The organism is Crassaminicella thermophila (assembly GCF_008152325.1).
Taxonomy (GTDB): domain Bacteria; phylum Bacillota; class Clostridia; order Peptostreptococcales; family Thermotaleaceae; genus Crassaminicella_A; species Crassaminicella_A thermophila.
In genome coordinates, this window is the sequence record NZ_CP042243.1 from 1,655,637 (window position 1) to 1,673,316 (window position 17,680).

The 17,680-nt window shown below is 27.9% G+C and carries 15 protein-coding genes, 1 tRNA gene, 1 other RNA gene and 1 pseudogene; 5 read left to right on the plus strand and 13 right to left on the minus strand.

All coding sequences use genetic code 11. From position 1 onward, the window contains the following. Positions 1-42: 42 nt before the first annotated feature. From coaE to FQB35_RS08045, 5 genes are all read right to left on the minus strand, one after another. The gene (gene coaE, locus FQB35_RS08025) at positions 43-639 is read right to left on the minus strand and encodes a dephospho-CoA kinase (protein WP_148809482.1); all 597 of its coding nucleotides are present in this window, start codon (positions 637-639) and stop codon (positions 43-45) included. A 16-nt stretch (positions 640-655) separates the two neighbouring features. After that, positions 656-3,322 (minus strand): DNA polymerase I, encoded by a 2,667-nt coding sequence (gene polA, locus FQB35_RS08030; protein WP_148809483.1) that lies wholly within the window; start codon positions 3,320-3,322, stop codon positions 656-658. A gap of 140 nt (positions 3,323-3,462) precedes the next feature. After that, positions 3,463-4,692 carry a DUF4349 domain-containing protein gene (locus FQB35_RS08035; protein ID WP_148809484.1) on the minus strand — a complete coding sequence of 410 codons (1,230 nt, stop codon included), beginning with the start codon at positions 4,690-4,692 and terminating at the stop codon, positions 3,463-3,465. 14 nt (positions 4,693-4,706) lie between these two features. Beyond that, positions 4,707-5,306 (minus strand): RNA polymerase sigma factor, encoded by a 600-nt coding sequence (locus FQB35_RS08040; protein ID WP_148809485.1) that lies wholly within the window; start codon positions 5,304-5,306, stop codon positions 4,707-4,709. Positions 5,307-5,527: 221 nt separating this feature from the next. Further along, positions 5,528-6,481, minus strand: a complete 954-nt coding sequence (locus FQB35_RS08045) for a metal-dependent hydrolase (RefSeq protein ID WP_148809486.1) — start codon at positions 6,479-6,481, stop codon at positions 5,528-5,530. Positions 6,482-6,673: 192 nt separating this feature from the next. Between FQB35_RS08045 and FQB35_RS08050 the strand changes: the two genes are divergently transcribed. Continuing rightward, positions 6,674-6,760 (plus strand) — tRNA-Leu (locus FQB35_RS08050). A 49-nt stretch (positions 6,761-6,809) separates the two neighbouring features. On the opposite strand, the gene FQB35_RS08055 is transcribed toward FQB35_RS08050, so the two are convergent. Further along, on the minus strand, positions 6,810-8,051 hold the full coding sequence (locus tag FQB35_RS08055; RefSeq protein WP_148809487.1) for a hypothetical protein: 1,242 nt from the start codon (positions 8,049-8,051) through the stop codon (positions 6,810-6,812). A 195-nt stretch (positions 8,052-8,246) separates the two neighbouring features. Between FQB35_RS08055 and FQB35_RS08060 the strand changes: the two genes are divergently transcribed. The 3 genes from FQB35_RS08060 (at position 8,247) to FQB35_RS08070 (ending at position 10,340) form a co-directional block, all read left to right on the plus strand. Beyond that, a complete protein-coding gene (locus tag FQB35_RS08060; protein ID WP_148809488.1) occupies positions 8,247-9,197 on the plus strand; it encodes a hypothetical protein in 951 nt (316 codons plus the stop codon). Between the two features lie 271 nt (positions 9,198-9,468). Continuing rightward, positions 9,469-9,735, plus strand: coding sequence for a site-specific integrase (locus FQB35_RS08065; RefSeq protein ID WP_148809489.1), 267 nt, complete (start codon positions 9,469-9,471; stop codon positions 9,733-9,735). A 26-nt stretch (positions 9,736-9,761) separates the two neighbouring features. Then, positions 9,762-10,340: a tyrosine-type recombinase/integrase gene (locus FQB35_RS08070; RefSeq protein WP_148809490.1), complete on the plus strand. Its 579-nt coding sequence runs from the start codon at positions 9,762-9,764 to the stop codon at positions 10,338-10,340. A 75-nt stretch (positions 10,341-10,415) separates the two neighbouring features. On the opposite strand, the gene FQB35_RS08075 is transcribed toward FQB35_RS08070, so the two are convergent. Genes FQB35_RS08075 through FQB35_RS08085 form a run of 3 tightly spaced genes read right to left on the minus strand, consistent with a single transcriptional unit; the run spans position 10,416 to position 13,783 of the window. Further along, positions 10,416-12,329, minus strand: a complete 1,914-nt coding sequence (locus FQB35_RS08075) for an AAA family ATPase (protein ID WP_148809491.1) — start codon at positions 12,327-12,329, stop codon at positions 10,416-10,418. Positions 12,330-12,334: 5 nt separating this feature from the next. Then, positions 12,335-12,823: an ABC-three component system middle component 2 gene (locus FQB35_RS08080; RefSeq protein WP_148809492.1), complete on the minus strand. Its 489-nt coding sequence runs from the start codon at positions 12,821-12,823 to the stop codon at positions 12,335-12,337. Between the two features lie 3 nt (positions 12,824-12,826). Continuing rightward, a complete protein-coding gene (locus FQB35_RS08085) occupies positions 12,827-13,783 on the minus strand; it encodes an ABC-three component system protein (protein WP_148809493.1) in 957 nt (318 codons plus the stop codon). Between the two features lie 384 nt (positions 13,784-14,167). Here FQB35_RS08085 and FQB35_RS16640 point away from each other — a divergent pair. After that, positions 14,168-14,389, plus strand: a pseudogene (locus FQB35_RS16640) (transposase family protein); the annotation flags it as partial. A gap of 258 nt (positions 14,390-14,647) precedes the next feature. Here FQB35_RS16640 and rnpB read toward each other — a convergent pair. The 4 genes from rnpB to FQB35_RS08110 form a co-directional block, all read right to left on the minus strand. After that, an RNA gene (rnpB, locus tag FQB35_RS08095) (RNase P RNA component class A) lies at positions 14,648-14,989 on the minus strand. 85 nt (positions 14,990-15,074) lie between these two features. Continuing rightward, on the minus strand, positions 15,075-15,788 hold the full coding sequence (locus FQB35_RS08100; protein ID WP_148809494.1) for a zinc ribbon domain-containing protein: 714 nt from the start codon (positions 15,786-15,788) through the stop codon (positions 15,075-15,077). A 61-nt stretch (positions 15,789-15,849) separates the two neighbouring features. Next, a complete protein-coding gene (locus FQB35_RS08105) occupies positions 15,850-16,965 on the minus strand; it encodes a Nif3-like dinuclear metal center hexameric protein (RefSeq protein WP_148809495.1) in 1,116 nt (371 codons plus the stop codon). Beyond that, a complete protein-coding gene (locus FQB35_RS08110) occupies positions 16,950-17,645 on the minus strand; it encodes a tRNA (adenine(22)-N(1))-methyltransferase (protein ID WP_148809496.1) in 696 nt (231 codons plus the stop codon). Before FQB35_RS08110 ends, FQB35_RS08105 begins: the two co-directional genes overlap by 16 nt. Between the last annotated feature and the right edge of the window lie 35 nt (positions 17,646-17,680).

A 17,680-nucleotide genomic window follows, 5' to 3' on the forward strand; every position in this document is an offset into this window, starting at 1 on the left:
CTTTTTCAAATCGATTAAAATCAAAGATCTCCCTCCGTAGGCTTAAGGATCTAATCTATTTAACTGCTTTTCTATTTGATTTTTCAAATAAGCAATATCTAAATTATTGTTTATAATCACATCAGCATATTTCTTTTTTTGTCCTGTAGACATCTGCGCTTTCACTCTATCAATTGCATCCTCAATACAAATTTTATCTCTTTCCATTAGCCGACTTAGTTGTATCTTTTCATCAGCTACAACCAACCAAACTTCATCAACAAGCTTATACATATTCATTTCAATAAGTAAAGCTGCGTCTACTATTATAACAGGATATGTAGAATTTTTTCTATACATATCTATTCTATTTATAATTTCTTCCATTATTCTTTTATGCATTATAGCATTTAATTTTTCTAATTGTTTTTTATCTGAAAAAACAATTTTCCCTAAATATTTTCTATTTAAACTTCCATCTTCATTAATAACCGCTTTCCCAAAAGTATTCTTAATTTCATTTAAAGCAGGCTTACCTAGCTCTACAATTTCTCTAGCAATAATATCTGCATCAATAACAGGAATACCGAATTGCTTTAATATATTTGAAGCAGTACTTTTACCAGAAGCAATCCCCCCTGTAAGTCCAATAACTTTCATCAATATCTTCCTTTCATTATTTCGTCTCGTACCAGTCTTTTCCAATTTTCATATCAACTTTTAGTGGGACATCTAATTTTAATGCATTTTCCATTTCAGTTTTTACAATATCTTTTACCTCTTCTAACTCATCTTTATGAACCTCAACAATTAACTCATCATGCACTTGCAAAATTAATTTTGATTTTAAATTTCTACTTGTTAACTCTTGATATACTTTTACCATAGCAATTTTAATAATATCTGCAGCACTTCCTTGAATAGGTGTATTCATAGCCGTTCTTTCACCAAAAGAACGTAAATTATAATTTTTAGATTTCAATTCTGGAATATATCTTCTTCTATTCAAAATGGTCTTAACATATCCTTTTTCTTTGCCTTCTATAATAACATTGTCCATATATTTTTTAACACCTTTGTACTTATCAAAATATTCGTCTATATATTTTTGAGCCTCTTTCTTCGTTATATGAAGATTTTCTGATAACCCATAATCACTTATACCATATATAATTCCAAAATTAACAGCCTTTGCTCTGCTTCTCTGAATACTTGTTACTTCATCTATTGATACATCAAAAACTTTTGAAGCAGTTGCTGTGTGAATATCTAGTCCTTCATGAAATGCCTCCATTAAATTGGGATCACAAGAAATATGAGCTAAAACCCTTAATTCTATCTGTGAATAATCTGCATCTAATAATAAATATTCCTCATTTGTTGGTACAAATACTTTTCGTATTTCTCTTCCAATATCTAATTTAATAGGTATATTTTGTAGATTAGGTTCTGTACTGCTAATTCTTCCAGTGGATGTAACTGTTTGATTAAAGCTTGAATGAATTTTATTGGTTGTATGATTAATCACAGCAATCAATCCATCAATATATGTAGATTTTAACTTTACCATTTGTCTATATTCTATAATCTTAGGAATAATATTATGTTTATCATATAATTTTTGTAAAACTTCAATATTTGTAGAATAACCTGTTTTAGTTTTTTTTATAGGTGGCAAGCCTAGTTTATCAAACAATATTTCTCCCAATTGTTTCGTTGAATTAATATTAAATTCTTCTTTAGCTTCACTAAATATTTGACTTGTCAAATTATTTATTTTTTCATCTAAAACTTCTCCTAATTTTTTGAGTTTTTCTTTATCAATCATAAATCCCTGAAATTCCATGTCTGCCAATACTTCTACTAAAGGTAGTTCTACTTCATAATACAATTTTTCTAAATCATACTCTTTTAATTTTTGTTCAAAAATTTCCTTTATATTTTTCACTGAACTACATACACAAAAACCGTATTCTATTAATTTTTCTATAGGAACTTCATAAAAACTTATTCTTTTTTTTCCTTTTCCTAATATATCATCTTCCCTTAAAATATTTTCATTTAAATATTCATAGGCTATATCATAAATATCGTAAGATTTTCTCGTTGGTTCAATTAGATATAATGCAATAGCTGAATCAAATGATATCCCCTTTAGAAAAATGTTATATCTTTTTAATGCAAGTATATCTTTCTTTAATTGATGCCCGTATTTTTTTATGTTCATATCTTCAAAAATATCCTTTAATACATCAACCATCTCTTTACAATTCTGTATGTGTATAAAATAACTTTCATCATCTATAAGCATATGTATACCTATAATCATATCATTTCTGACATCTTTCCCGTCACTAAATATTTTAAAATATATTTCTTTATTGTTTTTTATCATCTGCTTTAATTGTTTGATCTCTTCTATTGAATGAATAACATTTGTTTTTATATTATTTTTTTGTTTTATTAAATCTTTATTATTTATTTGTAATTTATTCATCAATTTACGAAATTCTAATCTATTAAATATTTCTAATAATTTGTCTGTATCTGGTTCTTTCATTTCAAATTCTTCTAAGGACATTTCTACAGGTACATCAACCATAATTGTTGCCAGTTTCTTACTTAAAACAGCTTGTTGTGCATATTCTTCTAATTTGTTACGTAATTTAATGCTAGACACTTTATCTATATTACTTAATAAATTTTCTATACTATTAAACTCTTTTATCAATTTAGTCCCAGTTTTTTCACCAATGCCAGGAACACCAGGAATATTATCAGATTTATCCCCCATAAGCCCTTTTAAATCAATAAATTGCTTCGGAGTAACACCATATTTTTCAAAAACACCTTTTTCATCATATTCTTCTAACTCACTTATTCCTTTTTTAGTTATTAATACTTTCGTTTTATCTGAAGCAAGTTGAAGTGCGTCTTTATCTCCTGTAATAACAATAGGTCTTATATTTTGCTTTTCACAAAACTTTACAATAGTTCCAATCAAATCATCTGCTTCAAAACCATCAATCTCTACTCTATGAATTCTATATGCATCTAAAACTTCTTTTAAGATCGGTAACTGTTCTGCCAGTTCAGGAGGCATTTTTTTTCTTCCAGCCTTATATTCGTCAAAGGCTTTGTGTCTAAAGGTCGGTGCCTTTTTATCAAATGCTACAGTAATATAATCTGGCTTATAATCCTCAAAAATTTTATATAACACATTTACAAATCCATAAATAGCATTTGTATGTATTCCATCTTTTGTAGTTAATTGAGGCAATGCATAAAAAGTTCTATTAATAAGACTATTCCCATCTATAATAATAATTTTTTTATCTTCCAAAGTAATCCTCTCCTTATAAATTCATCTAAAACCTATTTATATGCTATCCAAAATAAAAAAACGTAACCATTACTATATTCTTAACTATTTTATAAATTCCTCCTACAAAAAACAAGCCTTAATCATAGGCTTGTTCAAATCTATACATCTTTTGATTTTTTAATAAGATACCATATAATAGGAAATCCTATAAAACCTATTAATAATATTATAGGCAATATACTTGAAAATAAAATTAAACATTTCTCAAAAAAATTCATCATATTATTTACCGTTCTTATAAAAGCTTTTTTTCCTTTATCTAATATATTATTATTAACTGGCTGAATCTTCTTATCCTTCGGAGCAATTTCATTAAGATATATATCAATTCTAGAAAGACTTACTAAATTATCCCATTCTTTAATATTTCCTGTCATTCTATCAATCTGTCCACGAACTCTCGTTAGTTCTCGCTCTACTTCTAGTATATCTTTCACATTATTTGCTTTATTCATAATCTCTTTTAGTCTTTTTTCTTGAATTTTAAGATTCTCCAATTCATGAACAACATCTTTATACTGCTTAGTAATATCTTCTCCTTTTATGCCAAAGTTTTTAACTATTCCTAATGCTTTTATTTTCTCAATAATATTCATAAATTCTTTTTTAGGTACACGTATCGTTATACTTCCTGTTTTTAAAGACTCTTCTGGTTTTTGGGAAACATATTCTTTATATTTAGTATTTGAATGCTCAATATATCCTCCTATAGATTCTGTCATATTTATAATATTATTAAATTTCTCATCATAATCTTCTATATCTATATAAACAAAAGCATTTTTAATGACTTTTCTTCCACTTGATTTTTGCTCTTCTATTTTTTGTACTGCATTAATTTTAGGAGTACTATCAAATATTTCTACTTCTTGTGTTTTAACACTAGGTTCCATCATACTTTCATTTTCAAAAGCTTTAGGTATACCCCTTATTTTATTCATACTTATTTCTTCTTTTGTTCCCATATCTATACTATTGAAAGCTGAAATTGAAATAATAAATACAACAAATATAGCTGCAATAGAAGTAAATATTTTCCATTTTATCTTTTTATTCTTTTTTGTTAATGGAACTACTTTTTCATCATTTAAATTTTTATTTTCTTCATCCAATTTTACTAACGCTTCATGCAAACCATCTTCAAAGTTTTGTGGTAAATCAATCATGGGAAGTTCTTTGCACATTTGAATATTAGTCATTAAAACTTCATATTCTTTATTACATTTAGGACATTCTTTCAAATGCCTATCTATCATTTTCTTTGTATGATCATCTAACATATCATCTATATAAAGAGATATTAATTCTTCCATTTCAGTGCATCTCATATTATCCCTCCTTTCTATATTTTGACGTAATTCTTATCATAAAGTTCCCTATTCTTTTCTATTTCGAATTTTAATGCCTTCCTTGCCCTACTAATTCTTGATTTTATTGTTCCTTCAGAACAATCTAATATTTTACTAATCTGTTCATAGGAAAACCCTTTAATATCTCTTAAAACAATCACCGTTTTATAATGTTCTGACAAGCAATTTATTGCCTCTTGAATATTTCTTTGATGTTCTCTTCTTTCAACAATTATTTCTGGGATATTTCTCTCATCTGGTAAATCTCTAAGTATTTTTCCATCTTCTGTATCTATCTGATGATCATAAGAATAGGTTTTTTGTGATTTTCTTTTTCTTAATACATCTAAACAAGTATTTGTTACGATTTTATACAACCATGTAGAAAAACCACTTTCCCCTTTAAATTTATTTAATGACTTATACGTTTTAATAAAAGCATCTTGTGTTGCATCTTTTGCATCTTCTATATTTCCTAGCATTCTATAAGCAATATTAAATGCCAGTTTTTGATGTTCTTTTATTAAAGTCTCAAAACTTTCTATATCTCCCTGCTTACTTTTCTTAATCAAGATTTTCTCAATCTCTTTCACATTCTTCCCTCCCTTCTTATTAGAACATATCCTACTCATTAGACGAAAAAAACTCTCATATAGTTCCATATTTTTAGAATCAAATATTATTATATCTATTTTTTCTTAAGTAATAAATAAAAAGTGACGTCACTATAACGTCACTTTTTGTAATCCTCTTTTTTTATTATCTATCTCAAGTATTGCAGGTACGTATAATTCTATTCTCCTATCAACATTTTCTATTCAACTTCTGCTACACGAATATTTTTTTGAATATTGTATGGATGAAAGAATGATTCAATAATATTTTGCTCTCGATCATATACCACAGTTGCATGATGCATAAAGTTATTTCTTAAATAGTAACGTAAATCAATAGATTTTAATATAATATTATCTAGCTCTTCTAATTTCATTACATGATAAATAGGTGTAAACTCTCTAAAATATTTTCCTATTTTTGTTTCCTTAAACATTTGAACAATTTCTTCACTTGCTTTTTTAAATTTTTTTCTTTCTAAAATCTTTTTGTTGAAAATATTTACTTGTCCTACAAGGTTATGACTCTTTGTGTTTACAATAAAATCCCATTTATGAAATGCCATAAGAGCTGGCAATATATTTATGTCTATGATTTTATATCCATGTTTATAATGTGATTTTACAATACCTTCTGCATATTTTTTCATCATCCATCTTACCCCTAGGTAGAAAAAGAAACTTATCAAAATCATTACATAAAAAATAGTTGACTTATATTTTATAAAAATTAACAGAAAACATAGTACTGTAATAATAGGATCATATAGCATAAGTATACCTACCATTAATTTTTTCTTTGAAAAAGGCATAAATAGCTTTGCTCCATATGAATTTAAAATATCAAATGCAGTATGAGATAAACAACCAATAAAAGTCCATAAAAATACTTGAAAGAAATTTAGATCAGCAAAAAATAAGGATAAACCTGTTGTAATAATTGCTGCAAGTCCTAAAAGAACAGGTATAGAGTGGGATATTCCTCGATGATGCTTTAAATAAGTGTAGTCTCCCTTTATCTTTGCAACAATATCAATATCTGGAGACATAGCTCCAATAGCACATCCTAAGGAAATAGGATTACTAATAGTTACTGGATCTCCACTAAAAGCAGATATTGCAAGACCAATAACTCCATGAGTAACTGGATCCATTAATTTCACCACCATTTTTCATTTTATATCATAAACTTAGTTTACCATAATTTTTTTCTGTCATCAATAAATTTCCTATAATTTCAATTTAAACAAAATCATATAATCTCCATTTTGAAAATTTGTTATCTCTTTTTTGAAAATAATAGTTGCATTTTCTTCATATTTATGATAATATTAATTTTGTCACGAGCCGAAGTGGTGGAATTGGCAGACGCGCCGGACTCAAAATCCGGTGGGGGCGACTCCGTGTGGGTTCGAGTCCCACCTTCGGCACCAATAAAAAAAGTGGTTTGTATCTAACAGCATACAAACCACTTTTTTTTATTTATTTTTTTATCGGAAATAAAATCCCTCTTCTTCTTCTCTTAAGATATTCTTCTATATTGCTTACTCTTTCTTCTAAGTTTTTTATATTTTCTTGTAGCCTTTCAATCTCTCTTAAATAAACTTCTTCATTATTTGTTTTATTTTCACTTGCTTCTTTAACTTCCACTATATACTCCTCCTCTTTTTTTTTAATACTTTTTAAAGGAATTTTAACCGCCTCTTCAAGCATGCCAAATCCAATTAAAGAAAATTCTGGATACCCTTTACCAAAAGCATGATTAAATTGGTAGTTCATATTTACATTTTCATCATTTGTAATAAATTTATATCTAAAGAAATTTTCCTCTTTAGATTTTTTCCACAAATATGGACCATTCCAATTCAATCCATCATCTATTGTAAAACTACTAACAATTTGATCATATTCTGTCCACACATTCCAAAGCTTATCTTTACACTTTATAAATGTAGGATAAGAACAATTCGATGGATTTGATAATATCTTTTCTAATATTTTTATTGCCTTATTATTCTCTAGTTTATATTTTTCATATTTTATAACAAGGTTTCCTTCGAAATATTCTGAATAAGTCAAATGTATAATTTGAGAATTTTCCATAAAAATATCTAAATATAATTTATTAGATGAACTTAAAGTAAGTTGTATGGTATCTTCCCATTGAATATTTTTTGTATCAAATTCCTTTATATATATTTGTTCCTGATCATTTATTAAATCATAAAATCCTATGATCAATTTATTTCCATTTTTTATAATCTGAAATGGATTTAATAGATTCTTTCTTTGTATATCTTGTAACACAATACTTTTCCACTCTTGTTCATCATAATAATGGTGATATATCCTATAGACCATATCATTTTCATTTGCAGGTACACAATAAATAATATGTACTTTCTGATTATGTACAACCATATTTAAATTAAATATTTTTAATATATTACTTCCTCCTAAAAGATTTTTATGCCAAAAACCATTCATACAAGACATAAGTACCATTTTACCATCTTCTCTTTGGTATACAAAATATACTTGGTCTTGTTCATCTATTCCTGCATCAAATTCTAATGTACAATCTTCAACAAGTATATCTTCGTCAAATTTTTTTAAATACTTATCAAAATATGTAAAAATAATTTTTCCATCATTCCATCTAAAATTATATAGATTTCCTAACTGATCATGAATTAAAATGTTTCTTTGATTTGCAAAGGACATATTCTCACCATCCCAATTACAAATTAATCTTTACAACTTATTTTAAAAAAATTCCCTTTTCCTACTATCATATTTAATAATGAAGGAATATATGACAAATCTCTATCAGAAGTGTAACAGAAAATTTTCTAATGAATATACTAGCAGTGAGAAAAGCTTTTTCTATAAAAAGAAAATAAAAAGGGGGTTACGACCATGACATGTAATAATAATTCGCCACAACTAGATCTTACCCTTCCTGATAGATGTTGTACCGCTAATACAGGCTGTGAATTTGATGGAACGCTTAGAAGGGTGAAAGCTGAACCTATATATGTACAAAAGGTTTATGATGCTGCATTATTTAACTTGCAGGGACTAAGAACTATTGCAGGTCAAGAATTCAAACCTGATTTAGGAAAAGGCGCAAGAATTATAAGAGTTTTAGATATCAGATGTAAAAAATTCTTTAATCCATCTGATATTAATGATGAAAGAAACTTAATTGTACGACCCACAACAACTATATCCGGAGCTGAATTTGTGGAAGACGGTAAAGGAAACCCTGTTACTGTAATTGGCCCTGATGGAACTGCATCAGAAAAAATTCTATATGCAGATACGAGAGATTGTGATGAAGAAGGTAAGGGCACACCTATATTTGGTACACAAAACATCGAAATTACTGGAAATGTAGTTGTAGAAATTGATGTGTTATTCACAGATGATTGTGACAAAAAATGTAGAGCAACATTATCTGCCAATGTTCCAATTGCTAGACCTAATACACCACTTCTTCTAACAAATTTCTTTGAACTATGTATGCCATCTGTTTTTAATACTGCATTCCTTCCACGTTTTACTGAATTTTGTAATATAAATTGTGAGACACGGTTAGCTACAAACAGCATTATGCGAGACATAATAATTGATCCAGAAACTGGCGAAGTAAAAGTAAATCTTATTATTGCTTTATGTGTAACTTGTGAAAAGAAAATTGTTGTTCCAGTTCAACTTTGTGTTCTATCAACTGGATTCCCTGTACTTTCAGCCGAAACAGCTCCAATATGCTCTACCTTCCCGCAATTATTCCCTGATCAAATAGACAGTAAATGTCCATGCAGATGTGCAGAAGAAGCTGAAGCAACAGAAAAATGTGAAGAATAATAATATAATTACAATAAAAAAACACTTCTTGTTGAAGTGTTTTTTTATTTATTATGCGAGCAAGTATATAAGCCGAGTTCTATATATATTGAAACCCATACTCCTATTTTCCATGAAAACATTGAGATAACTTAATAGTAAAGATTAGTGTTTTTAGCCATTTTGCTTGAAAACACAAAACTTTTCTTCTGAATATGTTTAAATGCAAAAACCAGAGTTATTTTTAATGTTTTCTATCTAGTTTAAAACCATAATTTAGGAGGGGAATAGTGTGATTATTGATTTATGCTATCAAGAGTTTTTAGATAATCTGATATCAGAAGAAAATGTTTCTAGTTCAACCATAAAAAGTTATAAAACAGATTTTAAAGTATTGAAATCATTCCTACTTAAAAATAATATCAAACCTTTATTAGATAATATTGCTACACCTGTATTAAGAAGGTATATCTCGTATCTAAAAATCCAAAAAGGTTATAGGACAAATACCATAAGAAGAAAAATTCATTCACTTTCTTCTTTTTTAAATATCTTCTAGAAACTGAATACATTGATAAAAACCCTATGCTACCTATACATGCTCCAAAGGAAGAACAAAAATTACCTATTTACTTAACTGAACATGATTTGAAACTACTGCTACAAACCCCTAAAAAATATGCTCGTTTTGAAAATCATATACTAAGAGATACTGCTCTGTTAAAAATGTTCATCTTTACAGGAGCAAGTCGTAGTGAGGTTTTATCAATGAATTGGGAGGACATTGATTTTGGAAAACAGATTATCACTATTCGTAAAGGTAAAGGAGAAAAAGAAAGGATTGTTCCACTTCATGAAAATCTATCTTGCGACTTATGGGAATATCTCCAAACTAGATTACCTTTAAGTAATCAAGCAATTTTCATTTCTTACTTAGGAAATAGAATGAGTGTTAGCAATTTCCAAACCTTATTTAAGGGATATGTAAAAAAGGTAGGATTAGAGGACAAAGGATATACTATACATAAATGTCGTCATTCTTTTGCTAGTTTACTTCATCAAAATGGAGTTGACTTATTGTCAATCAAGGAACTGTTGGGGCATGAAAACCTCAATTCCACGAAGATTTACACTCATACAAATGTTACTCATTTAAATAGGTAAGTCCATAAGTTTCCTTTATCACCATAAAATAGAAGACCTCTATCTTTGAAATAATAGAGGCTTCTTTCATTAATACTATGATAAGTTTATATCGTCTATTAAACCATAAGGTACACTTTTAGTGCCATCACCATCAAATTCTTTAATGATATATTCTTTACTTAAGAAATCAGGATATCCATTATTAACTATTATTAATTGTATATCTTCTTCAAATTGCTCAGAAAGGTTAACAAGACTTCTTACTACTGAGTTGAAAATTTCTTCATCTTTAAATAGTTCATCACTATCATTGCTACTTGCTCCTAGATTACTTCGTGGAGAGTCAATCATAAGTACGCCTAAATGATTATTATCATTCTGTATACCTAAGATTAGTATTGCTAGATAATATGCTACTGTAATTAATGTTACTGCACCGAGACTTCCTAAATCGCTGTATAATCTATCTCTAACATAAGGAAGATATTTGCGACTATCTATATATGCATTGCTTAATTTAGGAAATTTAAATTCACTGAGTATATTACTAAATAGCTCGGACAGTTCGTTTATAACTTCATTTTTATCTTTTTTATTGTCCTCCATATCTTTTATTTTATTGTTTATAGCTTTTATCGTTTCATTCTTATCACTATATTCTATTTTTAAGCTATTGAGTTTTTCTATTAGTCTATAATTCTTCTCAAGTTGGAAAATTTCTTTGCTTAAAGCTCCTATTTCGTAATTTAATTGTTCTACTTTTTCAATCAGTGGATTTACATATCCTTTATGTAAGTGGATAAGCTCCATTTCATATTCCGATAGTTTTTCTATCATTTTACTCTTTTGTTGTTCTATATCGTTGAGATTATTATTTTCTTCTTCAATATAATTTAATAACTTCCCTAATTTTTTTGATAATTTCCTTTTCTCGTGTTTAAATGCTAAAATTTCTTCCCCTGAAAGGTGTATATCTTCGCTACCACAAAGAACACATCCATTTTTTTTCATGTCTATAGGTTGTAAGCAGGAAGGACAGCTTGAGTATTCATATTTGTTTAACATATAATGTCCTTCAACAATATACTCTAACCTTTCTATTTCTGTATTATATTGATTTCTCAATAACATCAACTTTTTTAAGTATTGATTTTGTTCAAAAATGTTCTTTTCAATTTTTGCTATTTCATTTTTGAGATTTAATATTTTATTTTGTAATTTCAGCGTGTTTTCCTTATCATAAGTATCATTTTCTTGCTTTATATTACATAGTTCTTGGATTTTATCTTCTCTCTCATTTTCTAATTTACCTTTTTCCTCTATAAAAGATACCAAATCTACAATTTCTACACTCTCTAAAAATTCTCTAATACCTCTTAACTTTATCTCAAGCTCCATGAGTTCTTCCTTCTTCAATTTAAGGCTAGCTTTTAAATCTTGTAATAGTTCATCATAGATATTAAAAATAATCTCAAAAGTAGGTTTTCTTTTTATGTCATAATACCATATTTTCTCTCCCATTATGTTTTCATTATCTATTTCTATCTGTTTTAAATATGAATACTTAAATAAATCTCTGAAACTAAAGTCTTGGTTTACAATCTTAATATTAGACAAATTTATTCTGTCTAACAGAAAAGCAGATAAAGATTTGGGATTACTCGGTCCATCAACCTCTAGTAGAGTAAACTCCTTTGAATAATCAGCTTTTATATCATCCCACTGGTAAACTTTCACTTTTTTATTAAAATCGAATAGTTGTCGTTGAATTTTATATCTCTTATTTTCTATTAGTATTTCTAATTCTACGCAGGTGCAACTCTGTCCTATTTCTATATAATCTTTATGTTTTTTACTTCCTAAAGCATAGTTTATCATCTCTAAAATGGTTGTCTTACCTGTAGAAGTCGGTCCTGATATATAATTTAGACCTTTATTAAAAACAACCTCATAATCTTTTCTTGTTCCAACCAATGTTAGTTTTAATATTCTCATTTTACTTCCCATAATTATCACCCTCTAAATCTATTTTGTATACTTACCTTCTCCATTATTTTATTTTCAATTGTTGTATCACTTAATTTAGAAATTTCCTCCTTTATAATCGTTGCAACTTTGTCTAACTTATGTTTATAACTTGACTCTAGTAAATTAATTAAATCTTTACCTTCACTTGTGGATAGATAAAAAAATTTATTTTCTTCTAATCGTCTTACTATTAATCTTTTCGAAATTAGATAGTTTAATATTTTCAGATATTCACTTTGGTTAGGCTTCCAATGATAATATGAATAATATTCAAAGAAATCAATATCTTGAAGGGTTTCTATATTATTGTTCTCTAATATAGTATTTGGAAACTTCATAATGAAATCATAAAGCATTATTTTATCTATAGTTAACTTAAATGTTTTTCTATACTTAAATTTAGATATAACAATTAATACTCTAATAGAGTCCATGACTAAATTACTAACTATAGTTCTATTATCTCTTTCCATAACCTACTCCTTCTCCTTAATATATTCCTCTAATCGCTCAATATAGTTTTTAACCCATCCAACTTTACAATCATTGGCTAGTTGATGTAAAATACCTTTCTTAGCTAACAAAGAAATATCCTCTCTAGCTTTTAAAGTGGTACTATCAAGGTCCTCTATTCTTTCATATACATTAGCTAATAGATTTATGCCACTTTCTGTATCTGTATATCTAATATATTGAGTATTCCAAACACTATGAATTTTTTTGCCTAAATTTCTGAACATCTTAATATCATCTTTATTATCTTTACTTTCAATAGAAGCTTTTACTATCTCTGCATTAAAGAACTCTCTCTGGCAATTATCATGTTCATGTATTTTCGCTGACTCCAGTTTTTTTATAAACATACAATCTGTATAATCAATTTCGTCTATGTCATCTAGTTCATATATTTCTTCTTCATAATACTTCTTAGTTTCCCCTAAATATTCTCTTATTTGTTCTAATAATATACTTAACTCATCGTCAAAGTTATAACTATATAAATTATGCTTTTTCAATTCACTTAATAAATAACTTCCATCTCTTAAAATAATTTTAACCCTATATTCAGTCTCCATTTTTGTTTTCCAATTCCACCACCACTTAGTTTCATCAATAGTTAATATATTTGGTATACATAGATACCAGTTATTAACTTTATATTGGTCTGAATTAACCGCAGTTTTAAACGACTCCCTAATTTGAGATTTTTGACTATCTCCAATCCCATCTAAAAAGTATTTACACTGATACACTTCAATTGTCTCTTCGAAGTTGCCTATGTAAATGTCTATCCCACCATCACCTCTAGAAACCTTAATAGAATGAGCATCCTGATATTTATGCTGATATAATTCTACACAGATAGACTCAAAGATATCTCTAGCCCCTGCTTCTCCATACTTATCTCTTAAATAACGAAAATCTCTCTGCAATTCTACTTCCCCCTATTGATTATATAAAATCTTATTTGACTATAATTTTAAAGTCCATTATTTGCTAATAAACATAAAGTTCTATACTTTCATAAAAATTCCTCTTTAATTAGATATATTTTTACATAATATTACAACGTTTTATATACCATCTACAGTAACTCTTTCACATGTACAAGAGCAAGGTCTATGTAGACCTTGCTTTCCTCTAAAATTATATTTATCTATAGATAGAGTATATTGAATAAGTTCAAGTTTATAGTTTAAAGTAAACATATGATATAAGTGATACGATAAGAATGGTTCTTTCCATTGTTAGTTGATTTCATTTTATAAGTAGAATATAATTTAATAATTATATCCTAAAGAAAAGAGATTATTAAAATGAATACCTTAATAAAATTATTAGATGAGAAATTAGAATACATTAAACATGAAATAACTGATGATACTATTAAAATTTGGGTAGAATCTAATCGACTTGAAGTAATTTGTACTTACTGTAATACCCCAACTTCAAAAGTTCATTCTAGATATGAGAGAAGTTTTCAAGATTTACCCCTGCAAGGGAAAAAAGTTGTAATAATTATTAATAACAGAAAAATGTTTTGTAATAATCCAAATTGTAATCATAAAACATTTGCAGAAACCTATGATTTTTTATCTCATAAAGGCAAAAAATCAAAACGTTTAGAAGATGAAATAATTAATATATATATGAATGTAAGTTCAATAACAGCATCAAATATATTAAGCAGACATGTTGCAAAAGTAGCTAAAAGTACTGTATGCAATCTCTTTAAAAAAAGAAACGAAAATAAAAAGAAAACCCAATGCCTTAAAGCATTGAGTTTCCATGATAAATATACGAGCAAGTCTATAAGCCGAGTTCTGTATTTGATAGCCATCTATCTAGGTCTACTGTTGCCAGTAAACTCAAGCGACCTACCACGGGACACGACGGGCCGCCGCTATATAGTCCCTACTTGGTCTTGCTCCGGGTGGGGTTTACATAGCCAACTAGTCGCCTAGTTGCTGGTGAGCTCTTACCTCACCTTTCCATCCTTACCAAATAAATTGGCGGTTTATTTCTGTTGCACTTTCCTTAGAGTCGCCTCCACTGGGTATTACCCAGCACCCTTGCCCTATGGAGCTCGGACTTTCCTCGTTCGTGTAATCACGATCCGCGACTATCTGACTTACTCGAAATATTTAATTTTAACGACAAGATATATGTTATCATAAAATAGTTTTTTTGTCAAAATCCAATTATTGTAAAATACTCTTTTCATTACCCCTCACTTTTACAATATAGAATCCTTCCACAATTCGTACAAGTTATAATCTCTTGTTTTCTTAATTTTGTAATCATCATAATAGGTACATCCATATGACAACCTGTACAGATATCTGATTGAATAAATGCAACAGGTTTTCTTTTCTTAGATTTTATGTCCATATATATTTGTATGTTCTTTTTGTTTATTTTTTTTAATATTTCTTCTTTCTCTAAAATTTTTTCTTTAATTCTTTTTTCCATATCACTCTTTCTTATTTTTCTGTCCATTAGCATTTTTTTTATCATACTACCCATCTTACACATTTTCATGTATATCTGTTTAATTTCTTCCTCCATCTTTTCTACTTCCTCCATCATTACAAGAATATCTGTATCTATTACCCCCATTTCTTTTTCTATTTCTTCTTGTTCATTTAAAAGCAGTTCTAATTGCTTTGCTTCGTTAATTCTTCCACTATATAACTTATCTTTTACTGACTTTCTCTTATACTCAATATCTTGATTTTCCTTTTCAAGTTTTCTTAATTCATATTTTTTGTCTTGAATTTCCCTGATTTTTGTTTCATATATGTTTTTTATTTTTTTATGTTCTTGAATTTTATCACCAATTTCTTTTGATTTAATAATATCTTTTAATATTTTTTCATATTTTTCTAATGCACTTTCAGCTTCTTGGAGTTTACATAAATAATATACTTGATCCATAATATCCCACCTTCATTTTATTAGAATTTAATATCAAAAAAAGAATAGGTTAAACCTATTCTTATAGTAATTGAAAAGGATTTATATTAGATCCTAAAAACACTTCTAGATCATAATTGTTTTCCTTAATCATTTTTTTCAGATTATTCAATAATGGTTCACACACTAAATTTTCTGTTTCAAAATGGCCTGCATCAATCACTGCAATCCCTAACCCAATAGCATATTGAGCATCATGGTATTTTACATCTCCTGTAATATAACAATCACATCCTTTTTTATACGCATCATAAATAAACTCTGCACCACTGCCAGTACATAAACCAATTTTTTGTATTTTTTTATTTATATCTCCTACAAATCTAATAGACTTCATTTTAAGTTTTGACTTTATCTCTTCGCAAAATACAGACAATGTCATAGGTTTCATTAATTTTCCTACTCTTCCTAAACCATGCTTATCTGTTTGATTATATAAAGGAATAATATCATATGCTACTTCTTCATAAGGATGAGCCTCTAACATTTTCTTTATAGCGTTGTTTAATTTTTCTTTTGCAACAATTGTTTCTAGCTTATATTCTGATACTTTTTCTATTTTTCCTTTACTGCCAATGAAAGGATTTGTTCCTTCTAAAGGTTTAAAAGTACCGATCCCTTCCGTTTGAAATGTACAATAACTATAATTCCCTATATGCCCTGCTTCAGCACTACATATAGCATCTCTTACATCTTCTACATGAGATTTTGGTACATAGACAACAAGCTTATAATATTTTTCTTTATCAATTTTTATTAAAGGTTGTGTATCTACTATATTTAATAGTTCAGCTAAAACATCATTTGTACCCCCATATACAATATCTAAATTGGTATGGACACAATAAAGAACAATATCATGCTTTATTAATCTATAAATCATATTTCCAATTTCATTATTTGTTCTAACATTTTTAATTGCTTTAAATATTAATGGATGGTGACAAATAATCATATCTATATTTTTAGTTATAGCTTCATCAATAACTTTTTGCGTTACTTCTAAACATACCAGTATACGATTAACATTTTTATTGTAATCACCTATTTGAAACCCTACATTATCCCAGTTTTCAGCTAAATATGGAGGTGCTATAGTTTCTATAATATTTATCACTCTACTTAATTTTTCACCCATTTCAACACCTCTTCTAATTTTTTTATCTTCTCTTTACATTCTTCAAGCTTACGTACCGCTCTTTCTGTTTCTTGCCCCATTAAATTATTCATAATATCCTTTTGTTTCTTTATATGTTTATTTATAAAAGATTCTAATAAAGGATCTTTATTTTCTATTAGTTTTTCACCTACTTCAAAATAGATATCATCATCAATCTTTTGTTTTCCATGTTCTACAACTATTATCTCATAAATTCTATGGTCTTCGCAAACTAATCTTTCATCTATAATTTTAAAATTATTAAACACTAACCATTTCCTTAATTCATCTTGTGCTACCATAGGCTGCAAAATAAATCTATTAACAGATTTTGTTACATCTAAATGCTCCGCTAATATATCACGAATAAGTAGTCCTCCCATTCCTGCTATAATAACTGTATCCACTTCATAAGGTTTAATTGGTTCAAGCCCATTTCCTAATCTTGTTTCAATATATGCTTCTAATGCATATGCTTTTATGTTTTTTTGCGCAGTCTCAATAGGTCCTTTATTTACATCTGTAGCAATTACCTTTTTAGCTAAGTTATTTTTTATTAAATAAACAGGAATATACCCATGGTCAGTTCCAACATCAGCCACAATAGATCCATTTTTCACTAAGTTTGCAATCATTAATAATCTCGGGGTTAATTTCATAATAAAATCCCTCCTCTATATTTAGTTTAGTAAAT

Coding starts and splice junctions, on each gene's coding strand:
- FQB35_RS08110 (WP_148809496.1), bottom strand. CDS start 17,645: ATGAAATTAACCCCGAGATTATTAATGATTGCAAACTTAGTGAAAAAT.
- FQB35_RS08075 (WP_148809491.1), bottom strand. CDS start 12,329: ATGGGAAGTAAAATGAGAATATTAAAACTAACATTGGTTGGAACAAGA.
- FQB35_RS08105 (WP_148809495.1), bottom strand. CDS start 16,965: ATGGGTGAAAAATTAAGTAGAGTGATAAATATTATAGAAACTATAGCA.
- FQB35_RS08080 (WP_148809492.1), bottom strand. CDS start 12,823: ATGGAAAGAGATAATAGAACTATAGTTAGTAATTTAGTCATGGACTCT.
- FQB35_RS08035 (WP_148809484.1), bottom strand. CDS start 4,692: ATGAGATGCACTGAAATGGAAGAATTAATATCTCTTTATATAGATGAT.
- FQB35_RS08100 (WP_148809494.1), bottom strand. CDS start 15,788: ATGGATCAAGTATATTATTTATGTAAACTCCAAGAAGCTGAAAGTGCA.
- FQB35_RS08055 (WP_148809487.1), bottom strand. CDS start 8,051: ATGTCCTTTGCAAATCAAAGAAACATTTTAATTCATGATCAGTTAGGA.
- coaE (WP_148809482.1), bottom strand. CDS start 639: ATGAAAGTTATTGGACTTACAGGGGGGATTGCTTCTGGTAAAAGTACT.
- FQB35_RS08070 (WP_148809490.1), top strand. CDS start 9,762: ATGCTACCTATACATGCTCCAAAGGAAGAACAAAAATTACCTATTTAC.
- FQB35_RS08060 (WP_148809488.1), top strand. CDS start 8,247: ATGACATGTAATAATAATTCGCCACAACTAGATCTTACCCTTCCTGAT.
- FQB35_RS08045 (WP_148809486.1), bottom strand. CDS start 6,481: ATGGATCCAGTTACTCATGGAGTTATTGGTCTTGCAATATCTGCTTTT.